This window comes from Mameliella sp. LZ-28 (assembly GCF_012274245.1).
In the GTDB taxonomy this organism is placed as follows: domain Bacteria; phylum Pseudomonadota; class Alphaproteobacteria; order Rhodobacterales; family Rhodobacteraceae; genus Antarctobacter; species Antarctobacter albus.
On sequence record NZ_JAANYX010000038.1, the window covers coordinates 100,967 to 126,020 of the forward strand.

Sequence of the window (25,054 nt, forward strand, 5' to 3'; positions counted from 1 at the left end):
TCCCGCAACTTCTACAGGATTTCGACCGTCAGAACAGCGGTCCCAGCAGGTCAAGCTCTGCGCGATCGGACCAGGCGGCACCGGTCAGCGGAAGAACGCGCAGAAATCGGCTTTGGACTCGGGCGACATCGCCGGTCCGGGCGCCGGTCATGTCGATGCGGATGTACGTGTTCGCGGCAAGACGGAACCCGGCCCGGTCATAAAGCCTGCGTTCCCCGAAGAGCAGCGCGAATTGGGCGTTGCTGCCCTTGCCGATGGCCAGGGCGCGGTCCAACAGGGCCGTAGCAATGCCCCGTCCGCGCGCCTGCGGGGCCGTTGCGACATCCCCCAGCCCGATGACGTCGATCAGCTGCCCGTCGACACGTATGGCACGGTAGAACAGCGCGACATGGCCCAGGATCATGCCATCGCGCCAGACAACCCTCAGGTGTGGCCGCTGCTGATAAAAGCTGCGTCCGCCAAAATCCGTCGGGAAAGAGGCGCGGAGCAACGCGGCGATCTGCGCCTCGTCCTCTCCGGTCAACGCATGTTCCGCGACAACCTCAATCATGGCGCCGCACCAGGCTTTCGCCCCCCTCTTCCGTGACCTCGAAATGCTGCGCGCGGTCGCCCAGCTCGGCAAAGAGTTCCGGCCCGGTGCCGGTCATCCAGGCCTGTGCGCCCAGCCCGCAGATCTCGTCGTAAAGCGCGGCGCGACGGGTCGCGTCCAGGTGCGCCGCGACCTCGTCCAGCAAAAGGATCGGCGCGGCTCCGAAATCCTGCGCCAGAGCCCGTGCATTGGACAGGATCAGCGAGATCAACAGGGCCTTTTGCTCACCCGTGGAACATTCCGACGCGGGCACGCCCTTGGCCGCAAACACACCGTAAAGGTCACTGCGATGAGGGCCGACCAGAGCGCGCCCCGCAGACATGTCGCGGAACCGGCTTTCGGCCAGGGCATCGCGCAAGTCGGCCTCTGTCTGCGGCAGGCTGCCCTCGGATTGCACCAACTCCAGGTCGGCGGCGGGAAAGGCGGTCTCTGCCTCGGCCTGGGCCGCCTGCAACCGGGCCAGGGCCTCTTGCCGGTTGGACGTCAGCAAAGCCCCTGCGCGGGCCATCTGGGATTCGAGCGCGATGTACCAGTGCGGATCGCGCACCTCTTCCTTGAGCAGACGGTTGCGTTCGCGCATGGCCTTTTCATAGTCCAGAGACGCCTGCGCATGATCGGGATAGAAAGACAGCGTAAGCCGGTCGAGAAACCGCCGCCGCCCCTCGGCCCCCTCGATCCACAGCCGGTCCATCGCCGGAATCAGCCAGACGGTGCGGGCGATCCGGCCCAGCGCGATCTGGCTGGCGGACTTGTCGTTGATCGTGACCTGCCGCGCACCGCCGTTTTCCGAGGTAAAGGCAATCTCGTGCTGGCCTTCGGGGCCGGTCAACTGCCCGGAGATCTTCCATCCCAGGCTTTCGGGCCGCCGCGCCATTTCCGCGGCCGAGGCCCGGCGCATCCCGCGCCCCGGAGAGAACAGCGAAACCGCCTCGATCAGGTTGGTCTTTCCCGCGCCGTTCGGGCCAAAGATCGCCACCGGACGCGGATCCACCGCCACCCGCGCCATGCGGTGCGAGCGGAAATGCGACAGGGTCAGCTGGGTCAGGGCGAGCGGCATGAGACGAGACGATTTTTCGGCGAAAAATCGTCTCTCGTCAGACCCGCATCGGCATGACGACGTAAACCGCGCTTTCGTCGCCGCCTTCGCGCATCAGGGTCGGGTCGCCGGAGGAGTTGAACAGGAACACGGCATTCTCGCGGTCCACCTGGCTGGCGATTTCCAGCAGGTACTTGGCGTTGAACCCGATTTCCAACCGCTCATCACCATAGGACACGGCCAGTTCTTCCTCGGCAGCACCGCTGTCGGGCGCATTCACGGAAAGGATCAGCCGATCCTCGTCCAGCTGCATCTTGACCGCGCGCGAGCGTTCCGAGGACACGGTGGCCACGCGATCCACGGCCTTGGCGAACTCGGTCGCATCCACCTCCAGCTGGCGGGTGTTGCCGCTGGGAATCACGCGGGTGTAATCCGGGAAGGTGCCGTCGATCACCTTGGACGTCAGGGTGATGTCGGGCGTGGCGAACCGGACCTTGGTTTCCGAAACCGACACGGCGATGTCCATGTCGTCCTGGTCCAGCAGCTTGCGCAGCTCGCCCACGGTCTTGCGCGGGACGATGACGCCCGGCATCTCTTCGGCACCGGAGGGCAGGGGCGCGTCGATCCGGGCCAGGCGGTGGCCATCGGTCGCGACACAGCGCAGCGATTTGCCGTCCGCCGTGTCCGCGACATGCATGTAGACACCGTTCAGATAATAGCGGGTTTCTTCGGTCGAAATGGCAAATTTCGACTTGTCGAAGAGACGACGCAGCACCTCGGCCTTGGCCGAAAAATTGCAGTCGTATTCCGAGGTCGCCATGACCGGGAAATCTTCCTTGGGCAGGGTTGCCAGCGAGAAATGCGACCGTCCCGCAGAGACCGACAGGCGGCCCGAACCCGGGTCGGCAGCTAGTGTCACAAGCGCCCCATCGGGCAGTTTGCGGACGATTTCGTGCAGCGTCACGGCGGAAACCGTGGTGCCCCCGGCCTTTTCGACCTGCGCCACGGCACGGTCCAGCACTTCGATGTCCAGATCGGTGGCGCGGAAGGTGACGTTTTCGCCCTCGGCCTCGATCAGGACGTTGGCCAGGATCGGGATCGTGTTGCGCCGCTCCACGACCGATTGCGCTTGCGCGACCGCGCGCAAGAGCGCCGCCCGTTCCATGCTGAATTTCATCGCCCTACCCTCTCCGCAACGCCCGGGGGCGCAGCCTAGCCTGCGCCGGCCCGCACTCCAAGTCGGTTTTCACGATTTGTCTTGCGCTTTTGCCTAGGCGTCAAGGCGTTGCGGCGCACCAGTTCCGGCGCGCCGCATTTTTTCCACAGCCTGTCAGGCTTCGAGCGCCCGGCGCAGCATCTCGACGTCCTCGTCGATCTGTCCATCCTGCAGGCGCAGCTCTTCGATCCGCTTGACGCCATGCATCACCGTGGTGTGGTCGCGCCCACCGAACCGGCGGCCGATTTCCGGCAGCGACCGCGAGGTCAGCTGCTTGCAGAGATACATGGCCACCTGCCGCGGACGGGCAAAGTTGCGCACCCGTTTGGGGCCGATCATGTCGCTGAGGCGAATGTTGTAATGCTCGGCCACCTTGCGCTGGATCTCGTCGATCGAAATCTTGCGTTCGGAGGCGCGCAGCACATCAGCCAGGCTGTCCTGCACAAGGTCCATGTTGATCGGCTTGCCGACAAGGCTGGCAAAGGCAAACAGGCGGGTCAGGGCACCTTCGAGCACGCGGACGTTGGTGCTGATCCGGTGGGCGAGGAATTCGAGAACGCCATCGTCGATCACCAGGTCCGGGTGCATGGCGCGATAACCTTCGACCTTGCTTTGCAGGATACCAAGGCGCAGTTCGTAGTCCGTCGGATGCAGATCCACGACAAGGCCGGACTGCAGGCGCGAGCGAATGCGGTTTTCCAGGTCCTTGATCTCATCCGGGGCACGGTCGGCCGAGATGATGATCTGCTTGTTCTGGTCGACCAGCGCATTGAAGGTGTGAAAGAACTCTTCCTGGGTCGAATCCTTGCCGGCGATGAACTGAACGTCATCGACCATCAGCACGTCGACGGAGCGGAACATCTCCTTGAAGTCCATCATCTTGCGTTCGCGCAGGGCCTGCACGAAGCGGTACATGAACTGTTCCGCCGAAAGATATAGAACGGCCAGGTGCGGATTGCGCTGGGTTAGCTCATGCGCAATCGCGTGCATGAGGTGAGTCTTACCAAGGCCGACACCACCATAAAGGAACAGCGGGTTGAAGGTGACCGGGCCGCCTTCGGACACGCGCTTGGCCGCGGCATGGGCCAGCTCGTTCGGCTTGCCGACAACAAAGGTGTCAAAGGTGAAACGCGCATCCAGAGGCGCGCCGGGCAGATGCCCACGGGCCGCGGGCTGAGGCGCGGCAGCCGGCTCGGCATTGGCGGGCGCCTGTTGCGCAACGGCACGCGTCTCGGTCTCGGTCATCGCCGAGGCCACCTTGATGTCCAGACGACGCACGCGGGGCGACACCGACATGATGTGCTCCAACAGCTGGTCGCCGTAATTCTGCGTGACATAGGTGCTGAAGAAATTGGTGGGCGCCTGCAGCGTCACCGTTCCTTCGGGGGTCGAACCCGCGAAACGCAGCGGTACGATCCATGTCTTATGATTGTTTTGCCCGATAGCCTTGCAGATCTGGTCCTGCAAGACCCCCCATTGCTCTTCGGTCATCTGCCGTTTTGTCCTCGTTCCTCGATCCCCACACCGAACGCCTGTCGGCGGCGGGCTTGCTTGCAGGAGGAACAGCGAAACCGTCCCTTGCGCAGACGCAAAGGTGAGGGAGTGACCCCTGGTTTCGGTCGCAAAAACGCCCCGGCAGTCCCGTTCGGCGCGCTGTGCAGCGACCCGCAATGTCTATTCCTTGGACACGGCCGGGGATTTTCCCCGATCGTTTGACAGAAGCGACCCAACGCCCTGACAAACAGGTTTGCACACACCCCAATCGGCGCAGTGCAACCGGCAGCCTTGTCCCCCCTGCGAGTCGTGCTCGCCTGCTGAAATTAGCAATCTTCGTGAAGAACCGGCAACCGAAACTACAGCTTGACTCGGTCTTTCGCCGAAAAGAATCCCGTGTGTGATCAAATGGTTATAGACGCAAAAAGGACGCCACATATAGTGGCGTCCTTTCATTGGCATACCAGATGGTGATTGGGCTCAGCCCAGTGCCTTGACCCGCGATGCGAGGCGCGAAATCTTCCGCGAGGCAGTGTTCTTGTGGAAAACACCCTTGGTCACACCGCGCATCAGCTCGGGCTGGGCGGCTTTCAGGGCGGCGGTTGCGGCGTCGCGATCACCCGATGCGATGGCCTCTTCGACCTTGCGCAAATAGGTGCGGATGCGCGAGCGACGCGCCTTGTTCACGGCGAAGCGTTTTTCGTTCTGACGGGCGCGTTTCTTGGCCTGGGGCGTGTTTGCCATGTGATCGATCCTGCTGTTGTCGTCTGCCGACGATGATGTGTTCAAGAATTGCGCAACGCCGACGAACGGCATCCCGTGCCGAACCGATTCTTGCCAAGCGGGCATCACGCGCATGTATGACGGGCGCCTATACAAGAGCGCCCATCATCGGGCAAGGTCTTTCTTCCCGGCTGCCCGTTTCCCGGGGGAATCGGGCAGCGCGCGACTCAGCGGTCGCGGAACTGCGCGGTACGCTTTTCAGCGAAGGCGGCCATGCCCTCGGACTGGTCGTCAGTCGCGAACAGCGCGTGAAAGAGGCGACGTTCGAAGAGCAGGCCTTCGGAGAGTGTCGTCTCGTAAGCCCGATTCACCGATTCCTTGCAGGCGATGGCAGAGATCATCGACTTTTCGGCGATTTTCTCGGCCGCGCTGCGAGTCTCTTCCATCAGCTGCTTGGCGGGGACAACCCGGCTGACCAGCCCGGCGCGCTCTGCCTCATCGGCATCCATGAAGCGCCCGGTCAGGTTCATGTCCATCGCCTTGGACTTACCGATAAAGCGCGTCAGGCGCTGGGTACCGCCCAGGCCGGGCATGACGCCCAGGTTGATTTCGGGCTGGCCGAACTTGGCATTGTCGGCGGCGATGATGAAATCACACATCATGGCCAGCTCGCAGCCACCGCCCAGGGCATAGCCCGCGACGGCCGCGATGATCGGCTTGCGGGTCGAGGTGATGGCGTTGCCCTCGCGGCCGAAGAAGTCCGACAGGAACATCTCGACGTAGCTTTTCTCCGACATCTCCTTGATGTCGGCACCGGCGGCAAAGGCCTTGGCCGAGCCGGTGATGATGATGCAGCGCACCTTGTCGTTCTTGTCCGCCTCGGCCAGCGCCTCGGACAACTCTCCCAGCAGGTGAGAGTTGAGCGCATTCATGGCATCGGGGCGGTTCAGTTTGATGGTGGCGACGTGGTCTTCTATTTCGACGATGATCGTCTCATAGGCCATGTGTTTGGGCTCCGTCCGGTTCCGTCAAGGGCCAAGCCTTAGCATTTCATTCACATGGTTCAAGTTATCTTTGACAGCTTGCACAATAGAAGGACGACCGCCCCGACTGCACGATCCGGCGCACCGTATCGGCGCAGCCCTCGCTGCGGCAGGGCGCACCCTCACGCCCGTAGACATCGAAACTGTGCTGGAAATATCCAAGTTCTCCATCGGCTTGGCGAAAATCCCGCAGGGACGACCCACCTGCGGCAATGGCATCCTGCAGCACCTCGCGGATGATCGGAACCAGCGCTCCTAGCCGCGCTTTGGAGATCCGGTTGACCTTGCGTGCCGGGTGGATGCGGGCCCGGTATAGAGCCTCGCAAACATATATGTTGCCCAGTCCGGCGATGATTTTCTGATCGAGCAGGGCCGATTTGATCGGCGTCCTGCGCCCCTTCAGCATCCCCGACAGGTAGGATTCGCTGAACCCGTTGCCCAGCGGTTCGGGGCCGAGGCTGACCAGCAACGGGTGCCGCTCTGCCTCTGCGGTGTCCATCAGGTCCATCGCCCCGAAGCGGCGTGGATCGTTGAAGGTGACACGCGCACCCTGTCCCATGTCCAACACGACGTGATCGTGTTTCTCGGGCGCCGGGTGGTCATGCACGAATGTGCCCAGCGGATCGCCCGAAACCAGCATCCGCCCCGACATGCCCAGGTGAATCAGCAACGTCTCACCGCTCGACAAGTCCGCCAGGATGTATTTTGACCGGCGTCGCAAGCGTTCGACCCGGGTGCCGGTCAGCCGGTCCGCCATGTTCTCGGGGAAGGGCCAGCGCAGATCGGGGCGGTTGACGCGAGCCTGTGCGATCACCTGCCCCTCCATGACCGGGGCCAGCCCGCGACGGACTGTCTCGACTTCGGGCAATTCGGGCATCGGGTATGGTCCTTCGCGTTGTATCGCCCCGGCGGCGCCCTATAAGAAAGCAATGCAATCGAGGACGGCAAGGGCCATGAGCGAAGAGACCGGAAAAACGACGCATTTCGGATATGCCGAGGTGCCCGAAAGCGAGAAGGCCGGACGGGTCCAGGGGGTCTTCAGCTCTGTTGCCTCCAAGTATGACGTGATGAACGACGCCATGTCCTTTGGCATCCACCGGATCTGGAAAGATGCGATGATGGATTGGCTGGCCCCGCGTCCGGGCCAACGTCTGCTGGACGTGGCCGGCGGGACCGGGGACATCTCCTTTCGGTTCCTGAAACGCGCCGGCAGCGGACATGCCACGGTGCTGGATCTGACCGAACCCATGCTGGTCGAGGGCCGCAAGCGGGCCGAGGCCGAGGCGATGGTCGATTCGCTCGACTGGGTGGTGGGCGACGCGATGGCCCTGCCCTTTTCCGACAACACATTCGACGTCTACACGATCTCTTTCGGCATCCGGAACGTGACCCGCCCGCAAGAGGCCCTGAACGAGGCTTTCCGCGTGCTGAAGCCCGGCGGACGGCTGATGGTGCTTGAGTTTTCCCAGATTCCCAACGACCTGATGCAATGGGCCTATGACCTGTACTCGTTCAACATCATCCCGCGCCTAGGGCAGGTGATCGCGCAGGATCGCGACAGCTATCAGTACCTGGTGGAATCGATCCGCCGCTTTCCCGACCAGGATACCTTTCTCGACATGGTCAAGGCTGCGGGATTCGAGAATGCCAAGTACCGCAACCTGACGATGGGTGTCGCCTGTCTGCACTCCGGCTGGAAAATCTGAGGTGCGCGGCCCCCACAACATCTGGCGCCTGATCCGCACCGGCGCCACCCTGGAACGCACCGGCGCGATGCGGGCCGTTCTTGACGCGCTGGAGGCCCCCGCGCCGCTGCGCGTGGCCGCCCGCGTTCTTGGCCGGCCTTTCCGCTGGCTGGGCGACGAGGGCGATCCGGCGATGCCCCCGGTGGTCCGCGCACTGACCGCGCTGGGCCCCGCCTACATCAAGTTCGGCCAGATCCTGTCGACCCGGCCCGACGTGGTCGGCGACGAGATGGCACAAGAGCTGCGCGTCCTTCAGGACAAGCTGCCCCCCTTCCCCGTCGAGGCCGCCAAGGCGCAGGTCGAAGCAGAGCTGGGTCTGCCGGTCGACGAAATTTTCTCTGCCTTCAGCGAACCCGTCGCCGCGGCCTCGATCGCGCAGGTGCACAAGGCAACACTGGCGGACACTGGCGAAACCGTGGCCGTCAAGGTGCTGCGGCCGGGGATCGAACGCGCCTTTCGCAAGGACATCGACGCCTTCTACTTTGCCGCCAACATGATCGAGTTGCTCTCGCCCGCCTCGCGGCGCCTGCGGCCGACGGACGTGATCGCCCATTTCGAGGGCGTGGTCATGGGCGAGCTGGACCTGCGCCTGGAATCCGCGGCGGCCAGCGAGTTCGAAGCCAATACAAAGGATGACGAGGGCTTTGCCCTGCCCGAGGTCAAATGGGCCTGGTCCGGACGCCGTGTGATGACGATGGGCTGGGTCGAGGGCGTGGCACTGGGCGACAACGACGCGCTGGACGCCGCCGGACACAACAGGGTGAACCTGTCGGAACGAGTGTTGCAGCTGTTCCTGAACCACGCCTTGCGCGACGGGTTCTTTCACGCCGACATGCACCAGGGGAATCTCAAGGTCGCGGCGAACGGGGACATCATTGCCTATGACTTCGGCATCATGGGGCATATCGATGAATATACACGCCGGGTTTACGCCGAGATCCTCTTCGGCTTTATCCAGCGCGATTACCTGCGCGTTGCCGAGGTCCATTTCGAGGCCGGCTATGTCCCCGCGGATCGCGACGTGGATGAATTCGCCCGCGCCCTGCGCGCGGTCGGAGAGCCGATCTTCGGGATGGACGCGACGCGCATCTCGATGGGCAAGCTGCTGGCCTACCTGTTTGAGGTGACAGAGCGGTTCGGAATGGAAACCCGAACCGAGTTGATCCTCCTGCAGCGGACGATGGTGGTGGTCGAGGGTGTGGCGCGCTCGCTCGACCCGCGCATGAACATCTGGAAGGTCGCGCAGCCGGTTGTCGAGGCCTACATCAAGAAGTCGATCGGCCCGCGGGCCGCGGCCAAGGATCTGTGGAAAACTGCCTTGGTCATGGCCCGCTTCGGCCCAAGGTTGCCTACACTGGTAGAGGCCGCCCTTATCCGGCAATCACAGCCCGAAGCCACCCCGGCGCGAAATCCCTGGCCCTCACGCTTTGGCTGGACCGGGATCGGCGTCCTGATCGGCGCTGCAGCGGTTCTGAGCTGGACGTTGCTCGGCTGACTTTGGCTACCGGTTGGGCGTGGACCGACGCTGCATCGACCAGAAAGACCCGGAAAAGAAAAACGGCGGCCCAAAGGCCGCCGTTTTCCATGAAACTCTGTCCGACGAAATCAGTCGGTGCCCGAAGCCGAAGCAATGGCGATGATAGCTGCAATGCCGCCGATCACGACGAGCGGCATAACATCGTCGCCAGCCGAGGAAACGAACGGGTCTTGGGTGTTTTCCTGAGCGGCCACCGGGGCGGCTGCTGCAGCTGCGATCGCTGCAGAGGCAGCAATGATCGAAAGCTTTTTCATGTTTCTCTCCAAATCTGTACAGGCTTGGACGCGTCGCGCCCGACACGAGTGAACGTACACACAAACCGTTTCGCGTTCAAATGACAAATAACCGACGAACCTGAAATCATTGCTGCACTTGCGTAAATGCGCGTCAAATCAGCAACAACAGCCTGAAGCGGCCTCGTTGCGACTGGTTTGAGCTTAACCTCATCTTTCCATCAACGCCACAATTTTCTGATTTTTTTCAGGTGGTTGGTTTTGTCGTACAGTCAGCATAGTCGGCGACTTCCCGGATCGGCGATGATTCGCCAGATGTTGCCGTAAAGACCGCCCAATTCACATGCAGACGGCCGAGAACGGTCTTGGCCCGTCGCAGTGCAGCAGTCTTCCATGCGGCGCTGAACCGACGCCATGAGGGCGTCGGTCAATTCATCGGCGCGCGCAATCCGTCGATCTGCCCGGGGTCAAGTTCCGTACCATCCGCCATGCGAAGAACAAGCGTTTCACCATCCTGCCTCACCTCAGCCACCCGGCTGTAGGCCTGGGCCACGATGGTATCGAGCTTGGCCTCGTCCTTGTAGCTTTCCACCTCGAACTTGTAGATGCCCGCCGGCAGGGCCGCGCCGGTGTCGTCGGTCCCGGTCCAGTAGACCTCGTCCTGCGACAGGTCGAGGTCGAACCTCTGGATCGCATCGCCATTTCCATCCCTGACCACCAGCGTCGCCGCATCCGCGTCCTCCGCGAACTCGGGTCGGACCGCGATCGGTGTTCCGGTAAACAGGACTGGCGCTCGGACCAGTGCCTCCATCCCGATCCAGCCGCTGAGTTCTTGCAGGGCATTCCCGGTCAGCGAGGCGCTGACCTCCCGCAACAGGTCATTTGTGAGAACCTGTTGTTCTACCGAGGAAAACGTCGCAAGCTGAGTCGCATAATCCGTCGAGTCCACGGGGTTCAGAGGGTCCTGGTTCTGGACCTGGACGGTCAGCATCTTGAGAAAGGTGTCAAAGTCCGAGCTGAGGACGCCCTTGTCATCCATCCCCTTGGCAGAGGACGACGGGGCGCTGCTGTAGAGCGGCGGTGGCGATGTGATTTCTGTCATGGTCTGTCCTAGAATCTGAGGTCAAGTCCGTCCGAAGCAGGCTCGGTTCTGGGTGGCGCATTGGCCGCCGTGTCGTCCCGCGGCATCGTTTCGGCGTGATCATTGTGCGCGGTTGGCTCTTCACCATCCTCTCCACCTTCGCCAAAACTGAACGAGGCACTTTCGTACCCGGCATCGGCCAAGTCGCGCGCAAGCTGGTCGATATGACGCCGCATGAGATCAAGCGTTTCGGGGCGGTCGGCGGTGATATGCACCGTCATGCCATTGTCGGACGGCACCATCTGCATGCGCACCTGTCCAAGTTCCTCGGGTGAAAGCCGGATCTCTACCGAGCCCTCACCCAGGCGTGCCATGCCATCCGACACCTGCCGAAGAATCGACGCAGTATCCGTTCTGTGCATGACCTGCGGCATCGTTGCCGCCTGGACCGGTGCAGACTGGCCCCCGGGTGCCGCGCCCGCGGGCTGGCTGTCGAAGCGCAAGAGATCTTCGGCGAGATCATCGATGAACGGAGACGTCACGCGCGCCGCCGTGCCCGGCACCGGGAGGCCCGCCAGGGCCGGAGTCGCGCCACCGGATGCAACCGGTGCGACATCTGCCCATCCTGAAGACCCTCTGCTAGGCGCCACAGTCGTGTTGTCGACGATGACGCCGTCGAGACGCGGCGCCGGATTCGGATCGCCACGTCGAAGACTATGTTTCAAACTTTCGGCGCGTTCTGCCTCCAAGGGTTGTACGACGGGCTCTGCCCCGATGCCGGGCCGTGCCATTACCCTGGCCGTGGCGCCAAGCTCGACACGCGCCGATGGGTCTGACTCCGTCCTTCGCGGCATGGGAGGTAATTCGCCATCAAGGACTTGTTGTGCAGGCCCGATCGCCGGTTCGAAACCCCGCACGCCAGCCGGAACGGGCCCGCCTTGCGCAGCGGCAGAAACCCCTGTTGGCTTGACGCTCGTGCGGAACACGTCGGGGTTCAAATCAAGGCTGCCAAGACGACCTTTCAGCGTCGCCAGCGGCACCTGCTTTTCTTCGATCCCCTGCGAATTTCCTGTCTGATCGACTAGTCCCAGTTTGGCAGGGGACTCTGTGCCGGGTTTCGCCGCCAACGCGAGATCGTCAGTGAATCGATGCAACGCATCACGCGGATCACGCCTGTTCATGCCGGATGTCACTTGCACGCCTGCTGGCGCGCGCAGTTCAGTGTCGATCCGATGAATCTGGTCAGACGCAGAGCCTTGGGCCAGTTCACTCCGCATAGGAGAAACTGGCTTGTCCCGTGGCTGAACCGCTTCGGCTACTGCGTTCTTGGGAGCCAATGCAGGCGAGCCCAATGAAGCCGGCCCCGTCGGCAGACCTTGTCCGGCGGGCATCACCACCTGTTTCAGACGGGATACCGGCAGCTCGGTCGGTCGGGGCCAGGTGTGCTCTTGGGCCGGCTGCGACAGGCCGAAACGAAAAACCGGTATGTCCGGCAAGCCCGGATCAGTTCCTTCTAAAGGTTTCGCCGGGGTGCCGCTGGTCAGGGGGGCGGGTGATCCGGGGTTGGTACGCAGTCGGTCAACGGCGCCGGCGTGCGTTTCACCATGCGGAATGACTGGTGTGACCGAATGACTTGCGCGGTGATCCCGCCCCCCAGGATCGGCAGTTTTTATCTCTGTATCAATGACTTGAAAGACCTCAGACCGCTCGACAGGTTGCGCCTCAGCGCCAAGCAGGCCACGCATTGGAACAGCGACGGAAGACGTGTTCTCTGCAAACGTAGCCTCAGCCGCAGAAGGATGGTTCTTCGTGCCAATCCCGTTGATCCAGCTATCGGTCTTGCGCCAGTCCCTTGGCGCAAGGGACCCGGGGCCAGTCGCCTGATCGGCTTCGCGGTCGACCATGGGCTGGCCGTCGGGATGGTCGTGTTTCGGTCGCGAGTCCTCTAGGCGTTGCAGCCAACCATCCCATTGTTTCGAGGGTTCGGTCGATTGATGATCGGCGAAGGCGGCTCCCTTGGGATCAGTCACCTCATCCGGCTTTTCTCCCGGATCCGGGTCAAACCGTCGCTCCGCAGGAGCGATCTCCCTCGGTTCGTCCGAACCGCCGTGCAAAAGATCGAGGTCATCGACCAAATCCGTTCCTTCGTCCGGATCACCGATTGGCGCAGCAATTGCATCCGGATCGTTCAAGAGATCTGCAGGAGCAACCTCGTCCGCATCCGGGAGAGACCCAGGATCTGGCTGGTAGCTCTGCGTGTCATCCTCTGACTCGGCGAAAATGCTGGCGAAATCGGCGTCGGGCCGCGCATCCTTGCGGGCCTCCGGAACGGATTTCGTCGGGGCAATGCCCAGCAGGCTAGTCAATTGGCTCAGCATGAGTGCTCCGGGAATTCTTCCACGGGGGCACACTAGGGCGAAGCTCCTTACCACTTCTTTACCGCGATCTGGCCAAATCACGAAGAGCGAGTCGAATTGGAGACAAACCAGATGGAAATTCCCATAACAGCCGCAACCACTGCAACACCGCAGGACCGCGCCCTGCGCGAAGCCGCCAAAGAACTGGAGGTGAACTTCCTGGCCGAAATGCTGAAATCCGCAAAACTGGGCGAGGCGCCGGAGGCGTTCGGCGGGGGCGCAGGTGAAAACCAGTTCGCCTCTTTCATGCGCCTGGAACAGGCCCGGCAAATGACCGAAGGCGGCGGAATCGGACTGGCCGAATCGCTGTTCCATGCCCTGAAGGAGAGAATCGATGACTGACCAGACGCTGACGAACCGCCTGAAATCCCTGCTCGAGGCCGAGCGGAAGGCCTTGCTTGAAGGTGATTTCGATCGCCTGGCCGAGCTAATGGCTGAAAAACAGGGCCTTGCCGAAGACCTGGAGAATGCGCCGCTACGGGCCGAGGAGGTCGCGCCCATCAAGGACGGGCTGCGCCGCAATCAGGAACTGTTCGACCAGGCCCTGGCCGGGCTGCGCAATGTTGCCGCGCGAATTGGCGATCTCAACCGCGTGCGCAAGGCGACCGATACTTATGATGCCAAGGGGCGTCGCCAGACCATTGATGCACCGGCCTCGAAACGCCTGGAAAGACGTGCCTGAGTATTTGTGACAAATCCGCCGAAACGGCAGTGGAGGGATTAGGGCAACGTTAGGACTCGAAAGGCCAAGTTGGCCGCGCACCAAGACGGGTGGCGCAGGCCGACAAAGGGGTCGGACTGCATACGTCAGAAGGCGTCAGAGATGCCGTTCGCGGCAAATGCAAACCGGCGCAAAAGCGCCTTTTGAAAGCAAGGACAACCTATGTCTAGCATCCTGACGAACAATGGCGCGATGGTCGCGCTGCAGACCCTCAAGTCCATCAACTCCAGCATGGCGGACACGCAGTCGCAGATCTCCACCGGCAAGAGCGTTGCCAACGCCAAGGACAACTCCGCAGTCTGGGCCATCTCCAAGGTGATGGAAGCGGACGTCAAGGGCTTCAAGGGCATCTCCGACAGCCTCAACCTCGGCCAGTCCACCGTCGCCGTGGCCCGCCAGGCCGCGGAAACCACGACCGAGCTGCTGACCGAGATCAAAGGCAAGATCGTTGCCGCCCAGGAAGAGAACGTCGACCGCGGCAAGATCCAGACGGACATCGATGCGCTGCGCAACCAGATCAGTGCCGTCGTCGGTGCCGCGCAGTTCAACGGTCTGAACCTGCTGTCGAATACCGATACTGCGGCCGGTTCGGGCAGCATCAACGTGCTGGCTTCGCTGGACCGTTCCGGCACCGGTGTGACCGCATCGGACATCACGGTGGCCAAGCAGGACCTCGGCACATCGGTCTCGTCGATCGACGTGGCATCGGCATCCGCCACCGCCGCGGCCTCGGACGAATTGTCGGGCGCAGCCAACACCGCTGCCGTTGCCCTGACCGGCAACGCGACACAGCCGACCACCGCCGCTGTCGTCGGTCAGGCCGCGGGTGCGGGCACTGCGACCGTGGCCGCCGGCACCGGCTTCTCGATCGAGATCACAGCGGGTGCGGCAGGTCTGGCAACCTTCAACACCACCGCCACGGCCGGCGCACAGGAAATCACTTACGTTGCCCGCGACGGTGACACACAGGCCGATGTGGCCGCCGGTCTTGCCGACGCGTTCAACAAATACGTGGCAGACAACTCGGACATCACCGACGGCCTTGGCATCGGTGCGGCAGTCAACGGCACCAACGCGAACCAGATCGACTTTACCGGTGCTAACAACACCGGCGACAACTTCTCGGTCCAGGTTCGCAGCTACGATGTCGGGGATTCCACCATTGGTGGCCGCCTCGAGAACCTGTCGGACATCGACGTGACCACCCAGGCCGGCGCGGACGCCGCACTGGAATCGATCGAGGGCCTGATCCAGACCGCAATCGACTCGGCCTCGGCCTTTGGTTCGGCCCAGGGCCGCATCGAAACCCAGGCGAATTTCGTCAGCAGCCTGACCGACGCCCTGAAGTCCGGCATCGGCACGCTGGTCGATGCGGATATGGAAGAGACCTCGGCCCGCCTGCAAGCGCTCCAGGTCCAGCAGCAGCTGGGTGTCCAGGCACTGTCGATCGCCAACCAGGCGCCGCAGTCGCTGCTGTCGTTGTTCCGCTAACCCAAGACACTCCGGGGGGCCGGGCAACCGGCCCTTCGGGTCATCCCCCTTGATCCTCATAACCAGAAGGTTCTGAAGTGAACGCCCATTCTCTCGCGCAACGGGCCTATGCCCAAAACGCCCGCTCGACCCAGACCCCCCGCGGCACCGAATACGAGCTGATCGCAAAGGTCACGCATCGCATCAAGGCCGCCGCCGAAGCTGGTCCGCGTGCCTATCCACGGTTGGTCGAGGCACTTTCCGACAACCAACGTCTTTGGACCGCCCTGGCCGTCGATGTCGCCGACAGCGACAATGGCCTGCCGGCCGAGCTGCGGGCGCGGATCTTCTATCTGGCGGAGTTCGTGCAACAGCACACCTCACAGGTGCTGACGAAGAAAGCGCGCGTCAGACCGCTTCTGGAAATCAACGCCGCGATCCTCAAAGGATTGAGCGGCAGGAGCACACGGAAATGAGTGGACTTGTCCTCAAACTCGGCCCGCGAGAGCGCGTGCTGATCAATGGCGCCGTCATCGAGAACGGTGATCGCCGCAGCCGCCTGTCAATCGTGACACCGAACGCCAATGTACTTCGCCTGCGCGACGCGATCCATCCAGAAGAGGCGAAGACGCCCGTTCGCAGGCTTTGCTACCATGCACAGTTGATCCTGACCGGGGATGCCGACGCCGAGGAGGCGCGTCTGAAACTCCTTCCGCGGATCGAGGAGCTGAGCCAGATCCTCACCGATCCGGATAGCCGCCGCCTGCTGGGCCAAGCGACCGAGGCACTGTTGGGTGAACAGTTCTACCAGTGCCTCAAGGCGCTTCGAGCATTGATCCCACGCGAGGACAGGTTGCTGGCCACGAGGTCCCAATGAGCTTTCAACCCATTGTCGTCGGCTCCGGTCTTACCGCCTGGCAGTTCCTGAAGGCCACGCAAGAGACTCAACGTGCGAATTTCGACAAGTCGCCGACGCTTGCACGCGATGCCGAGTATTTCGCGTCCCGTATCGGCGAAATTACGAGCGCGGAGGAATTTGTATCCGATCGCCGGATTATGCGCGTCGCTCTGTCGGCCTTCGGACTTGAAGACAAGATCGACAGCAAGTTCCTGATCCAGAAGGTTCTGGAAGAGGGAACGGAGAATGACGATGCTCTCGCCAACCGCCTGTCGGATGGTCGTTTCGTCGCCCTGGCCAATGCGTTCAGCTTCGAAAAGGTTCTCGAACCCAAGACCCGGGAACCGGGTTTTGCCGACCCGATCGCGGATCGCTACCGCGAAACCGTGCTGGCCAACATGGAGGCCGGGTTGGCCGAAACCGGCGACACGGACACGCCCTACGGCGAATCGGTGCGGCAGCAGGTCCTTCTGAACATCGAAACCGAAACCCAGTTCTTTCGCGACAACATCGGCGCTGTCACCTCGGCTGAGGGGATGATCAAGAACCCGCGCCTGTTTACCTATGCCCTGGTCGCTTTCGATCTCGGCGAAAAGGCCGGCAGCCCAAAGCTGATGCAAAGGGTGCTGGAACAGGGCGCCGACGATGCGCGTGACCTGGCCAATGTCCTGGGCGACAGCCGCTATGTCGAACTGGCCAAAGCCTTTGAATTTGACCGTGACCCGGTCTCCGCAACCCAAAGAGATGGGTTCGCGGATGAAATCGTGTCCGACTTTTATCTCCACGAATTCGAAGTCGCGGTTGGCGACGTGGATGAAAGCCTGCGCACAGCGCTGAATTTCGAACGTGCCATCCCTGAATTGGCAGGGCGCGAATCCTCGGACAACACCAAGTGGTTCTCGGTCCTTGGAACAACTTCGCTACGCAACGTCTTCCAGGCGGCGCTGGGCCTGCCCTCGGGTTTCAGCCAGATCGACGTCGACAAGCAGGTCGAGGTGCTGAAGGACAAGGTCAGCAGCCGTTATGGCGTCAAATCCTTCTCGGAACTGGCTGAACCGGACATCATGAACCGGGTCATCAACACCTACCTGCTGCAGAACCAGATAAACCAGACAGCAAATGCCGGATCGAACCAGATTGCACTGACGTTGCTTTCGTCCATTCCGCGCCAATCCCTCTTCGGTTGAAAAGCGCGGCCATGAACGCCGCGCCAATGTCTCACATCTTGCGCGCCATGGGCATCTGTCCGCCACGCCCCGGCGCCGGGCGACCCTGCGGTACGCCAGCCTGAGCGCGACGCAGAATCAGTTCCAATTTTTGAAACGCACCTTCCGGCCCGTCCGGCGATTTCTCGGCCAGGAAACCGTCCAGGTCCGCCCAGACCTTCATCGCCTGGTCCAGCAGCGGATCCTCACCTTCCCGGTACAAACCTGCCCGCACCATCGTTTCTGATTTCGCGTAGGCGCCCAACAGGCCCCGAACTCTTTGGATAAGTGCGTTTTCATGGTCGTTTGCCGCCTCGGGCAGGCTGCGCGAAACGGACCGCAAAAGATCGATCGCCGGAAAGCGGCCCCGTTCGGCGATTTGCCGGTCCAGGACAACGTGTCCATCCAGCACCCCGCGCAGGATATCCGCCACCGGTTCATCCATGTCCGACCCCGCCACGAGGACGCTGAACACCGCCGTGATGTCGCCCGTGCCCTGCAACCCGGGCCCGGCCCGTTCCGCCAGGCGCATGATCTGATGGGCCACCGAGGGCGGATGCCCGCGCAGGGCCGGAAGCTCGCCAGAGGCAATCGCCACTTCGCGGTGCGCCTCTGCAAAACGTGTGATCGAATCGGCAAGGTAGAGCACGTGTTTGCCCTGGTCGCGAAAATGCTCGGCGATGGTCATGGCCGCCAGAGGACAGCGCCGCCGCTCCAGCGGCGAACGATCGGAGGTCGCGGCAACCACGACGCTGCGCGCCATGCCCTCCGGCCCCAGTACGGAGGTCACGAAATCCAGGACCTCGCGCCCGCGTTCACCGACAAGGGCTAGAACGACGACATCCGCCTCCATCCCCTGTGCCAGCTGCGCCAGCAGACTGGATTTGCCCACCCCGGAGCCGGCGAAGAGACCAACGCGCTGGCCGGTCACGATGGGCAGAAGGGTATCGAAAACGGACAGGCCGGTCCGCAACCTCTCACCCAGGCGCCGCCGCGCCGCCGCCGGTGGTGGGCTGGCGCGAAATGGGCGACGCTGGGCCCCCGGACCTATCGGCGCACCATCAAGCGGGCGGCCATAGGCGTCGATCACCCGGCCGATCCAGCTATCGCAGGGCGCGAGTGTCGGCGGACCAAGTACGGCAACCCGGTCGCCGCGCGACACGCCCTCGGCCGCCTCGTCCGGCAACATCGCCACGAGATCATCGCGAATGCGCAGGACCTCTCCGCCCAGCACGTTCCCGGGGTGCATCAGCCGCAGCCGGTCGCCGATACAGGCATCCTCGGCCAGGCCGCGCACCCAGATGATCGTACCATCCACCGATTGCACACGGCCGACCGCGCGCACCGGCTGCATCTGCGCGATCCTGGCCCTGAGGCCGCTGATGTCTTCGTCCATCGTACGCTCCGTTCATTCCTCGCAAACCATATCTAAAGGAATCAGCGTTAAGCCTTGATTGAAGCAATCGAGGGAGAAGCCCCGATGTTCCAGAATTTGGACGTCTTCAGAACGGCAATGGCAATGGCGCGTCACGCCGGCACGCAACAGGCCTACAGTGCCCAGAATATCGCGAATGCGGATACACCCGGTTACCGGGCCCGCGCGCTGCCCGAGTTCCAGGACACCCTGCGTGACTCGATGATGGGCCAGCGCGCCACGCGGGAAAAGCACCTCAACGGCAGCAACGGCCGCGATGTCGATATTCGCGAACGGCGCGACATGCTGGATCCGAACGGCAACTCCGTTTCCCTGGAAGAGGAAATGGTGAACGCCGCCGGCGCGAAACGGCAGCACGACCGCGCCCTGGCCATCTACCGCAGCAACCTCAGCATCCTCCGCGCCAGCCTGGGCCGCGGATAACCGGAGAGAGAGATGAGCGATTTTTCAAACGCCCTGAAGGTCACCACCACCGGCCTTCAGGCCCAGGCCGCACGCCTGCGGATCCTGTCCGAGAACATTGCCAACGTCGACACGCCCGGATACCGGCGCAAGACCGTGTCATTCGAGATGGAGCCGACCCGTTCAGATGTCACCGGCGTCAAACCCGGCGATGTGCGGCTGGACCGCAGTGAACTGGAGGTGATCCACGATCCCTCGCACCCGCTGGCCGATGCGACGGGCAACTACCTCGGCTCCAACGTCGACCTGATCATCGAGATCGCCGACGCGCGTGAGGCGCAGCGCTCTTACGAAGCCAACCTCAAGATGTTCGACCAGACGCGCCAGATGTCGACTAGCCTGATGGATCTTCTGCGTCGCTAATCCCCTGAATTAAAACCTGAAAGGAATCCAGAATGGACGTCCGTTCGCTTTATGCCGCACAGAAATACGCGGCCTCCCGTCCCGCCATGCAACCCGAACCGGAGACCGCGCAAGCGCCCGTGGAAAAGGAGTTCGCCCGGGTCACGGAGGAATTCACCCAACAGCTCAAGGCCGCCGAGGATACCGCCAAGGCCGCGATGACCAGCGATGCGGACCCGCATGCCCTGGTCGAGGCGCTGGCCCAGTCGGAACTGGCGGTCGAAACCGTCGTCGCGGTGCGCAACAAGGTGGTCGAGGCCTACCAGGAAATCCTGCGGATGCCGGTCTGACGCCATGCTGACAGAGGTCATCTTCTTCGACACCCTGCGCATGGGCCTGTGGATCGCCACGATCACCGCGGTCCCGATCCTGACGGCGGCCCTGGTTGCCGGGGTCGGCGTGGGCCTCTTCCAGGCGCTCACCTCGATTCAGGAAATGACGCTGACCTTCGTGCCGAAACTCCTGGCCATCGTCGCCGTCTTCTGGATGTCGATGAGCTTCATGACCCGAACGCTCGTGGAATTCTTCCAGGGGCAGATCATTCCCCTCATCACCGGAGGCTGACATGGAAACCGCCGGCTACGCCGCCCTGTCGCGCCAGACAAGCCTGATGCGCGAAATGCAGGTCATCGCCAACAATATCGCCAACGCCAACACCACCGGATACCGGCAGGAAGGCGTGATCTTTTCCGAATACGTGGCCGAAGGCGACGGCATGGAAGCCGTCGCGATGGGCGCCGGCCGGATCGGCACTACGTCACTCAAACAGGGCACGCTGGAACAGACCGGCGGCATGTACGACATGGCCATCGAGGGGGACGGGTTCTTCCTGGTGGACTCGCCCGATGGTCCCCGGCTGACGCGTGCCGGGGCCTTTTCGCCCAGCGCCGAAGGTACGCTGGTAACGCCGGATGGCTATCCCGTGCTCGACGCGGGCGGGGCGCCGATCTTTGTTCCACCGCAGGCCATCGACCTGTCTATTGCCCGTGACGGGACAATCAGCACCGAAGGCCGCCCGATCGGGCAGGTCGGTGTCGTGCAACCGTTGGACCCCAAGTCGATGATCCGCGAGGGCGGGCAGATGTTCCGCAGCGATGACGGTTTCGAACCGGTCGAGGCGCCCCGCGTCATGCAGGGATTCGTCGAGGCATCGAACGTGGATCCGATCCTGCAGGTGGCCCGCATGGTCGAGGTGCAGCGCGCCTACGAACTGGGCCAGAGCTTTATGGAACGCGAAGATGAGCGCATCCGCAGCGTCCTGAAAAACGTCATCAAATAGGAGCCGTCACATGCGCGCCCTCAAGATCGCCGCCACAGGCATGACCGCCCAGCAGATGCGGGTCGAGGTCATCTCGAACAACCTCTCGAACATGAGCACCACGGGCTACAACGCCCGCCGGGCCGAGTTCGCGGACCTGCACTATCAACAGCTTGCCCGCGCGGGATCTGTCAGTGCCTCGGACGGCACCGTGCTGCCCACCGGCATCCAGCTGGGCCTTGGCGTCCGGCCCGCCGCCGTCTCGATGCAGCTTCAACAGGGGGCGCTGTCGGCCACCGGTGGCGATCTTGACCTGGCCATCGAGGGGAACGGCTACCTCGAGGTGGTCCTGCCCTCCGGCCAGCTGGGCTATACCCGGGACGGCGGACTGAAACGCAGCGGCGAGGGATTGATCGTCACCTCCGAAGGCTATCCCGTCTCGCCCGAGATCGTGATCCCGTCGGATGCACGCAGTATCTCGATCAACGCCGACGGCGAGGTCTATGCCTATTTCCCCGACCAGCCCGAGGGCCAGTTGCTGGGCCAGTTCACGATGGCCGGCTTTTCCAACCCCAAGGGACTGGAGGCGATCGGTTCGAACCTCTTTGTCGAGACAGAGGCCTCGGGACCCGCGATCCAGTCGACGCCGGGCCAGGACGGCCTTGGTACGGTGAGGCAAGGATACCTTGAGGACAGTTCCGTCGATGCCGTGAAGGAGATTACCGACCTGATCGAGGCCCAGCGCGGCTACGAGCTCAACTCCAAGGTGATCTCGGCCGCCGACCAGATGATGGGCGCCACGGCGCAGGTGCGCTGATGCGCTGGCTGGTCCTCCTTGCGCTTCTACCCGGAGCGGCGGCCGCAGACACGGTGGTCGCCACCCAGACGATCCGCCCGCAACAGATCATAACCGCCGACGCGGTGCGGCTGGACCCGGCAGAGGTCCAGGGCGCCTATGCGACGCTCGACGCGGTTGTCGGGCAAGAGGCCCGGACCGCCATCTATCCCGGTCGCGCCGTCATGCGCGGCGCGGTCGGACAGCCGGCCCTTGTCGACCGCAACCAGGCGGTTGAACTGGTCTATGCCCAGGGCGGGTTGCGGATCAGGGCCGAGGGCCGCGCTCTCGGCCGCGGCGCGTCAGGCGAGCGGATTCGCGTGATGAACGTGGATTCCCGCACCACGCTTTTCGGCACCATCGCGCCCGATGGTTCCATCCTGGTGAACAAATGAGGACAGACATGCTGCGATACATCGGCCTGATCGGGCTGGCCCTGACCCTTGGCGCCTGCGCGCGGGTGAACCACATCGGCAAGACCCCCGATTTCACCCCGGACAAGAGCAGCCCGGAACGGGTGGCAATGATTGCCTCCGGCCTGCCGCAGGACGGCGCGCCCCGCCTTGGCGCCGACCGTGCCTCTCTGTGGAGCGGGGGTCAGACCTCTTTGCTGGGCGACCGGCGCGCGATGAAACGCGGCGATATCATGACCGTGGTGATCGAGATCGACGAAAAGGCAGAGATTAAGAACAAGACCTCGCGGTCGCGCTCGGGCTCGGAAAGCCTTGGCATTCCGCATCTCTTCGGGGTGCCGCAACGGATCAACCAGGGCATCACCGACGGGGCCAGCCTGGACGACGCGGTGTCGATCAAGTCCTCCAGCGATGCCAGCGGCGATGGATCGGTGCGCCGCAGCGAGAGCCTGACCCTGCGCGTAGCCGCCACCGTGATCGACGTCCTGCCGAACGGCGTGCTGGCCATCGAAGGCAGCCAGGAGGTGCGGGTGAATTTCGAACTGCGCGAGCTGCTGGTGACGGGCTACGTCCGCCCCGAGGACATCTCGCGCCAGAATGAAATCACCTATGACAAGATCGCCTCGGCCCGGATTTCCTATGGTGGGCGTGGTCAGATCACAGACGTGCAACAACCCAGGATCGGCCAGCAGGTGCTGGATGCGATCCTACCCTTCTGAGGCCGGTTCATGCTCAAGAAACTCTTTCCCCTGATCCTGGCGCTGGTGGGAACCGGCGCCGGCGTGGGCGCCGGGCTGGTCCTTGCGCCCTCGGACGAGGATCCCAAACACGTCGCCGCGGATGCCCATGACGACGAACATGCCGACAAGGACCATGCAGAGCCCCCGGCGGCGGACGGTCACAAGGACGATGGCCACAGCGGTAGCGGCAACGAATACGTCAAGATGAACAACCAGTTCGTCATCCCGATCATGAGCACCGAGCGCGTCGAGGCGCTGGTCGTCGCCTCGTTGAGCATCGAGGTCTCGAGCGGCGGATCGCAGGCGGTCTACGAAAGGGAACCCAAGCTGCGCGACGTCTTTCTGCAAGTGATGTTCGACCATGCCAATATCGGCGGGTTCGAGGGTGCCTTCACCGCCGGGGAGCGCATGGATATCCTCCGGTCCGCCCTTCTGGACGCGGCGCGTTCGGTGCTGGGGACCGACGTAAAAGACGTGCTGATCACCGAGATCGCCCGCCAGGACGCCGCCTGACACCAGGCACAGTTACCCTGCTCGTCGAAGACCCGCCCGGAACCGGGCGGGTCTTGTCGTGCCTCCGGTCAGTCCAGACCGCGCGCCTTTGCCTCGCGCAGCACACCCAGGGCGTCGATAGCCTCGGCCTCGGCCTTGAGCCTGCGTCTTTTTCGGGCTTCCTTTTCGTCGCGGGCAAGCGCCTCTGCCGCCTGCGCACGGGAAAAGGCCGTGCGCGCGCGGGCAAGGCTCTCGCCCTCGCGGGCGCGGGCAATCGCGCTCTGGCGCAGGGCCTCGGCCCGCTTGCCCACCAGCCACCCCTGCCAGAGCGTATCCGCCCCCAGCAACTGGCGCGCGCCCACGGCCCCCTGGTCGGTCTGGGCGGCACGGCGCATGGCGTCGATCTGGGCCAGTTCCCCAGCAACCCGGGCGCTTTCGGAAATGTTCCGACGATGCGCCTCTAGCTCGCGTTCCAGCAAGAGATCCGTTGCAGCGATCAGGTCGTCGAATTTGCTGGTCACCAGCCTTTCTCCTTTGCTTTGCGCCGCATGCTGTCCGCAAATCGAATGGCCGCAGCGACAGGGCGATAGTGATCCGGCGCGATTTCCTCGCCGATCTTGGTCGTGGCAAATAGCGCGCGGGCGGTGGGCGGATCCGAATGGATCGGGACACCCGCCTCTTGCGCGGTTTCGCGAATGCGCGCCGCCACTTCGTCGGTGCCCTTGGCAACGCAGACCGGGGCAGAGCCGGGCAGACGGCTCCAGCTGAGGGCGACGGCATAATGGGTCGGGTTGACGATCACCACATCCGCCGTCGGCACATCGCCCATCATCTGGCTCAGCGCCATTTCCTGCGCCCGCATCCGGCGGTGTTGCTTGAGATGCGGATCACCCTCGGATTCCTTCATCTCATCGCGAAGCTCTTTCTGGGTCATGCGGTTCTTGCGGATGTGCTCTGCGCGCTGCCAGAACAGGTCGATCCCGCCGATCACGGCGGCGATCAGCACGACAATCAGCAGAAAATGCTTCATCAGGTCGGTCATGCGCAGTACCGCCTCACCGGGGGTGGCCATCGCCGTGCCGACGATCAGGTCCAGCTGTCCGCCAAGAAAGACCGCAAGCAGGACGGAATAGACGCTCAACTTGACGAAACTCTTGAAGAACTCGAACAGCCCCCGGCGCCCGAACTTGTTCTTGGCATTCTCGATCGGATTGATGCGAGAGATCTTGGGGGCCAGTTTCGAGCCGGTAAAGACGATGCCCCGCGTGGCAAAGAGTGCCAGCAAGACCAACACCCCCGGCGCAAAGAGAAAGGGCAACGCCGGGCCAAGGCTCTCCGAGATCAGGGAGCCGGCGATCGACGGTGCACCATCGCGGAAGAACAGGGATTCAAGGCGGTCGGGCTGTTCGATGAGCGGCAGGAGCGCCTCGGCGAAACTGGCTAGGCTGTACCCACCCGCCGCGGTCATGCAGACCAGCATCCCCAGGTAGGCCATCGCGGTGAGCAGGTCCGGGGCGCGGGCGATTTCACCTTTCTTGCGCGCCTCGTCGAGCTTGCGCTGGGATGGTTCGTGGCTCTTTTCAGAGGATTCGTCCTGCTCTGCCATCGC

Annotated in this window: 30 protein-coding genes; 17 read left to right on the plus strand and 13 right to left on the minus strand. The window is 63.1% G+C overall.

Annotated elements, in window-relative coordinates; genetic code table 11:
• Positions 1-28 precede the first annotated feature (28 nt).
• From G9Q80_RS27135 to mutM, 7 genes are all read right to left on the minus strand, one after another.
• Positions 29-550 (minus strand): GNAT family N-acetyltransferase, encoded by a 522-nt coding sequence (locus G9Q80_RS27135; RefSeq protein ID WP_088715934.1) that lies wholly within the window; start codon positions 548-550, stop codon positions 29-31.
• Positions 543-1,646, minus strand: a complete 1,104-nt coding sequence (gene recF, locus G9Q80_RS27140; RefSeq protein WP_088715935.1) for a DNA replication/repair protein RecF — start codon at positions 1,644-1,646, stop codon at positions 543-545. Before recF ends, G9Q80_RS27135 begins: the two co-directional genes overlap by 8 nt.
• A 37-nt stretch (positions 1,647-1,683) precedes the next feature.
• Positions 1,684-2,802: a DNA polymerase III subunit beta gene (gene dnaN, locus G9Q80_RS27145; protein WP_043142965.1), complete on the minus strand. Its 1,119-nt coding sequence runs from the start codon at positions 2,800-2,802 to the stop codon at positions 1,684-1,686.
• 153 nt (positions 2,803-2,955) lie between these two features.
• Positions 2,956-4,332, minus strand: coding sequence for a chromosomal replication initiator protein DnaA (gene dnaA / locus G9Q80_RS27150; protein WP_069211196.1), 1,377 nt, complete (start codon positions 4,330-4,332; stop codon positions 2,956-2,958).
• Positions 4,333-4,815: 483 nt separating this feature from the next.
• On the minus strand, positions 4,816-5,079 hold the full coding sequence (gene rpsT / locus G9Q80_RS27155; protein WP_043143140.1) for a 30S ribosomal protein S20: 264 nt from the start codon (positions 5,077-5,079) through the stop codon (positions 4,816-4,818).
• 206 nt (positions 5,080-5,285) lie between these two features.
• Complete coding sequence (locus G9Q80_RS27160) at positions 5,286-6,062, minus strand: enoyl-CoA hydratase (RefSeq protein WP_088715936.1); 777 nt, start codon at positions 6,060-6,062, stop codon at positions 5,286-5,288.
• 64 nt (positions 6,063-6,126) lie between these two features.
• The gene (gene mutM, locus G9Q80_RS27165) at positions 6,127-6,978 is read right to left on the minus strand and encodes a bifunctional DNA-formamidopyrimidine glycosylase/DNA-(apurinic or apyrimidinic site) lyase (protein ID WP_088715937.1); all 852 of its coding nucleotides are present in this window, start codon (positions 6,976-6,978) and stop codon (positions 6,127-6,129) included.
• A gap of 76 nt (positions 6,979-7,054) precedes the next feature.
• On the opposite strand from mutM, the gene ubiE reads away from it, so the two are divergent.
• Both ubiE and ubiB read left to right on the plus strand, forming a co-directional pair.
• A complete protein-coding gene (gene ubiE / locus G9Q80_RS27170) occupies positions 7,055-7,807 on the plus strand; it encodes a bifunctional demethylmenaquinone methyltransferase/2-methoxy-6-polyprenyl-1,4-benzoquinol methylase UbiE (RefSeq protein WP_074622504.1) in 753 nt (250 codons plus the stop codon).
• A 1-nt stretch (position 7,808) separates the two neighbouring features.
• On the plus strand, positions 7,809-9,341 hold the full coding sequence (gene ubiB, locus G9Q80_RS27175; protein WP_088715938.1) for a 2-polyprenylphenol 6-hydroxylase: 1,533 nt from the start codon (positions 7,809-7,811) through the stop codon (positions 9,339-9,341).
• 110 nt (positions 9,342-9,451) lie between these two features.
• Here the strand turns inward: ubiB and G9Q80_RS27180 are convergent, their stop codons facing one another.
• From G9Q80_RS27180 to G9Q80_RS27190, 3 genes are all read right to left on the minus strand, one after another.
• Positions 9,452-9,637 (minus strand): hypothetical protein, encoded by a 186-nt coding sequence (locus tag G9Q80_RS27180; protein WP_043142951.1) that lies wholly within the window; start codon positions 9,635-9,637, stop codon positions 9,452-9,454.
• 406 nt (positions 9,638-10,043) lie between these two features.
• Entirely contained in the window at positions 10,044-10,718 is a 675-nt protein-coding gene (locus G9Q80_RS27185) for a flagellar hook capping FlgD N-terminal domain-containing protein (RefSeq protein WP_043142948.1), read from the minus strand.
• Between the two features lie 8 nt (positions 10,719-10,726).
• The gene (locus G9Q80_RS27190) at positions 10,727-13,075 is read right to left on the minus strand and encodes a flagellar hook-length control protein FliK (protein WP_088715939.1); all 2,349 of its coding nucleotides are present in this window, start codon (positions 13,073-13,075) and stop codon (positions 10,727-10,729) included.
• A 111-nt stretch (positions 13,076-13,186) separates the two neighbouring features.
• Here G9Q80_RS27190 and G9Q80_RS27195 point away from each other — a divergent pair, with 111 nt between their 5' ends.
• From G9Q80_RS27195 to G9Q80_RS27220, 6 genes are all read left to right on the plus strand, one after another.
• Positions 13,187-13,456, plus strand: a complete 270-nt coding sequence (locus G9Q80_RS27195; protein ID WP_069211287.1) for a rod-binding protein — start codon at positions 13,187-13,189, stop codon at positions 13,454-13,456.
• Positions 13,449-13,796: a flagellar protein FlgN gene (locus G9Q80_RS27200; RefSeq protein WP_043142942.1), complete on the plus strand. Its 348-nt coding sequence runs from the start codon at positions 13,449-13,451 to the stop codon at positions 13,794-13,796. Before G9Q80_RS27195 ends, G9Q80_RS27200 begins: the two co-directional genes overlap by 8 nt.
• A 201-nt stretch (positions 13,797-13,997) precedes the next feature.
• Positions 13,998-15,326 carry a flagellin N-terminal helical domain-containing protein gene (locus G9Q80_RS27205; RefSeq protein ID WP_088715940.1) on the plus strand — a complete coding sequence of 443 codons (1,329 nt, stop codon included), beginning with the start codon at positions 13,998-14,000 and terminating at the stop codon, positions 15,324-15,326.
• A 77-nt stretch (positions 15,327-15,403) separates the two neighbouring features.
• Positions 15,404-15,781 (plus strand): flagellar biosynthesis regulator FlaF, encoded by a 378-nt coding sequence (gene flaF, locus G9Q80_RS27210; protein ID WP_074622509.1) that lies wholly within the window; start codon positions 15,404-15,406, stop codon positions 15,779-15,781.
• Positions 15,778-16,182 carry a flagellar biosynthesis repressor FlbT gene (flbT, locus tag G9Q80_RS27215; RefSeq protein ID WP_043142932.1) on the plus strand — a complete coding sequence of 135 codons (405 nt, stop codon included), beginning with the start codon at positions 15,778-15,780 and terminating at the stop codon, positions 16,180-16,182. Before flaF ends, flbT begins: the two co-directional genes overlap by 4 nt.
• Positions 16,179-17,390, plus strand: a complete 1,212-nt coding sequence (locus tag G9Q80_RS27220) for a DUF1217 domain-containing protein (protein WP_209037443.1) — start codon at positions 16,179-16,181, stop codon at positions 17,388-17,390. Before flbT ends, G9Q80_RS27220 begins: the two co-directional genes overlap by 4 nt.
• A 31-nt stretch (positions 17,391-17,421) precedes the next feature.
• On the opposite strand, the gene G9Q80_RS27225 is transcribed toward G9Q80_RS27220, so the two are convergent.
• Positions 17,422-18,804 (minus strand): FliI/YscN family ATPase, encoded by a 1,383-nt coding sequence (locus G9Q80_RS27225; protein ID WP_088715941.1) that lies wholly within the window; start codon positions 18,802-18,804, stop codon positions 17,422-17,424.
• A gap of 84 nt (positions 18,805-18,888) precedes the next feature.
• Between G9Q80_RS27225 and G9Q80_RS27230 the strand changes: the two genes are divergently transcribed.
• The 9 genes from G9Q80_RS27230 to G9Q80_RS27270 are packed head-to-tail and all read left to right on the plus strand — an operon-like array spanning position 18,889 to position 23,466.
• Positions 18,889-19,266: a FlgB family protein gene (locus G9Q80_RS27230; protein WP_172431337.1), complete on the plus strand. Its 378-nt coding sequence runs from the start codon at positions 18,889-18,891 to the stop codon at positions 19,264-19,266.
• Positions 19,267-19,278: 12 nt separating this feature from the next.
• The gene (flgC, locus tag G9Q80_RS27235; RefSeq protein ID WP_043142924.1) at positions 19,279-19,668 is read left to right on the plus strand and encodes a flagellar basal body rod protein FlgC; all 390 of its coding nucleotides are present in this window, start codon (positions 19,279-19,281) and stop codon (positions 19,666-19,668) included.
• Positions 19,669-19,700: 32 nt separating this feature from the next.
• Positions 19,701-19,997 (plus strand): flagellar hook-basal body complex protein FliE, encoded by a 297-nt coding sequence (gene fliE, locus G9Q80_RS27240; protein WP_043142922.1) that lies wholly within the window; start codon positions 19,701-19,703, stop codon positions 19,995-19,997.
• Positions 19,998-20,001: 4 nt separating this feature from the next.
• Entirely contained in the window at positions 20,002-20,271 is a 270-nt protein-coding gene (locus G9Q80_RS27245; protein WP_043142920.1) for a flagellar biosynthetic protein FliQ, read from the plus strand.
• Position 20,272: 1 nt separating this feature from the next.
• Positions 20,273-20,986: a flagellar hook-basal body complex protein gene (locus G9Q80_RS27250; protein WP_088715942.1), complete on the plus strand. Its 714-nt coding sequence runs from the start codon at positions 20,273-20,275 to the stop codon at positions 20,984-20,986.
• A gap of 10 nt (positions 20,987-20,996) precedes the next feature.
• Entirely contained in the window at positions 20,997-21,782 is a 786-nt protein-coding gene (gene flgG, locus G9Q80_RS27255) for a flagellar basal-body rod protein FlgG (RefSeq protein ID WP_088715943.1), read from the plus strand.
• Positions 21,782-22,195 (plus strand): flagellar basal body P-ring formation chaperone FlgA, encoded by a 414-nt coding sequence (flgA, locus tag G9Q80_RS27260; protein WP_088715944.1) that lies wholly within the window; start codon positions 21,782-21,784, stop codon positions 22,193-22,195. Before flgG ends, flgA begins: the two co-directional genes overlap by 1 nt.
• 8 nt (positions 22,196-22,203) lie before the next feature.
• Entirely contained in the window at positions 22,204-22,932 is a 729-nt protein-coding gene (flgH, locus tag G9Q80_RS27265; protein WP_167645267.1) for a flagellar basal body L-ring protein FlgH, read from the plus strand.
• Between the two features lie 9 nt (positions 22,933-22,941).
• A complete protein-coding gene (locus tag G9Q80_RS27270) occupies positions 22,942-23,466 on the plus strand; it encodes a flagellar basal body-associated FliL family protein (protein ID WP_043142908.1) in 525 nt (174 codons plus the stop codon).
• A 68-nt stretch (positions 23,467-23,534) separates the two neighbouring features.
• Here the strand turns inward: G9Q80_RS27270 and G9Q80_RS27275 are convergent, their stop codons facing one another.
• A complete protein-coding gene (locus G9Q80_RS27275) occupies positions 23,535-23,966 on the minus strand; it encodes a hypothetical protein (RefSeq protein WP_088715945.1) in 432 nt (143 codons plus the stop codon).
• Entirely contained in the window at positions 23,963-25,051 is a 1,089-nt protein-coding gene (locus tag G9Q80_RS27280) for an EscU/YscU/HrcU family type III secretion system export apparatus switch protein (protein ID WP_088715946.1), read from the minus strand. The genes G9Q80_RS27275 and G9Q80_RS27280 overlap by 4 nt, the downstream gene beginning before the upstream one ends.
• Positions 25,052-25,054 lie beyond the last annotated feature (3 nt).

Bases quoted from the DNA above. Each gene is read 5' to 3' on its own strand.
- G9Q80_RS27135 (WP_088715934.1), bottom strand. From the start codon at position 550: ATGATTGAGGTTGTCGCGGAACATGCGTTGACCGGAGAGGACGAGGCG.
- recF (WP_088715935.1), bottom strand. From the start codon at position 1,646: ATGCCGCTCGCCCTGACCCAGCTGACCCTGTCGCATTTCCGCTCGCAC.
- dnaN (WP_043142965.1), bottom strand. From the start codon at position 2,802: ATGAAATTCAGCATGGAACGGGCGGCGCTCTTGCGCGCGGTCGCGCAA.
- dnaA (WP_069211196.1), bottom strand. From the start codon at position 4,332: ATGACCGAAGAGCAATGGGGGGTCTTGCAGGACCAGATCTGCAAGGCT.
- rpsT (WP_043143140.1), bottom strand. From the start codon at position 5,079: ATGGCAAACACGCCCCAGGCCAAGAAACGCGCCCGTCAGAACGAAAAA.
- G9Q80_RS27160 (WP_088715936.1), bottom strand. From the start codon at position 6,062: ATGGCCTATGAGACGATCATCGTCGAAATAGAAGACCACGTCGCCACC.
- mutM (WP_088715937.1), bottom strand. From the start codon at position 6,978: ATGCCCGAATTGCCCGAAGTCGAGACAGTCCGTCGCGGGCTGGCCCCG.
- ubiE (WP_074622504.1), top strand. From the start codon at position 7,055: ATGAGCGAAGAGACCGGAAAAACGACGCATTTCGGATATGCCGAGGTG.
- G9Q80_RS27180 (WP_043142951.1), bottom strand. From the start codon at position 9,637: ATGAAAAAGCTTTCGATCATTGCTGCCTCTGCAGCGATCGCAGCTGCA.
- G9Q80_RS27185 (WP_043142948.1), bottom strand. From the start codon at position 10,718: ATGACAGAAATCACATCGCCACCGCCGCTCTACAGCAGCGCCCCGTCG.
- G9Q80_RS27190 (WP_088715939.1), bottom strand. From the start codon at position 13,075: ATGCTGAGCCAATTGACTAGCCTGCTGGGCATTGCCCCGACGAAATCC.
- G9Q80_RS27195 (WP_069211287.1), top strand. From the start codon at position 13,187: ATGGAAATTCCCATAACAGCCGCAACCACTGCAACACCGCAGGACCGC.
- G9Q80_RS27200 (WP_043142942.1), top strand. From the start codon at position 13,449: ATGACTGACCAGACGCTGACGAACCGCCTGAAATCCCTGCTCGAGGCC.
- G9Q80_RS27205 (WP_088715940.1), top strand. From the start codon at position 13,998: ATGTCTAGCATCCTGACGAACAATGGCGCGATGGTCGCGCTGCAGACC.
- flbT (WP_043142932.1), top strand. From the start codon at position 15,778: ATGAGTGGACTTGTCCTCAAACTCGGCCCGCGAGAGCGCGTGCTGATC.
- G9Q80_RS27220 (WP_209037443.1), top strand. From the start codon at position 16,179: ATGAGCTTTCAACCCATTGTCGTCGGCTCCGGTCTTACCGCCTGGCAG.
- G9Q80_RS27225 (WP_088715941.1), bottom strand. From the start codon at position 18,804: ATGGACGAAGACATCAGCGGCCTCAGGGCCAGGATCGCGCAGATGCAG.
- G9Q80_RS27230 (WP_172431337.1), top strand. From the start codon at position 18,889: ATGTTCCAGAATTTGGACGTCTTCAGAACGGCAATGGCAATGGCGCGT.
- flgC (WP_043142924.1), top strand. From the start codon at position 19,279: ATGAGCGATTTTTCAAACGCCCTGAAGGTCACCACCACCGGCCTTCAG.
- fliE (WP_043142922.1), top strand. From the start codon at position 19,701: ATGGACGTCCGTTCGCTTTATGCCGCACAGAAATACGCGGCCTCCCGT.
- G9Q80_RS27245 (WP_043142920.1), top strand. From the start codon at position 20,002: ATGCTGACAGAGGTCATCTTCTTCGACACCCTGCGCATGGGCCTGTGG.
- G9Q80_RS27250 (WP_088715942.1), top strand. From the start codon at position 20,273: ATGGAAACCGCCGGCTACGCCGCCCTGTCGCGCCAGACAAGCCTGATG.
- flgG (WP_088715943.1), top strand. From the start codon at position 20,997: ATGCGCGCCCTCAAGATCGCCGCCACAGGCATGACCGCCCAGCAGATG.
- flgA (WP_088715944.1), top strand. From the start codon at position 21,782: ATGCGCTGGCTGGTCCTCCTTGCGCTTCTACCCGGAGCGGCGGCCGCA.
- flgH (WP_167645267.1), top strand. From the start codon at position 22,204: ATGCTGCGATACATCGGCCTGATCGGGCTGGCCCTGACCCTTGGCGCC.
- G9Q80_RS27270 (WP_043142908.1), top strand. From the start codon at position 22,942: ATGCTCAAGAAACTCTTTCCCCTGATCCTGGCGCTGGTGGGAACCGGC.
- G9Q80_RS27280 (WP_088715946.1), bottom strand. From the start codon at position 25,051: ATGGCAGAGCAGGACGAATCCTCTGAAAAGAGCCACGAACCATCCCAG.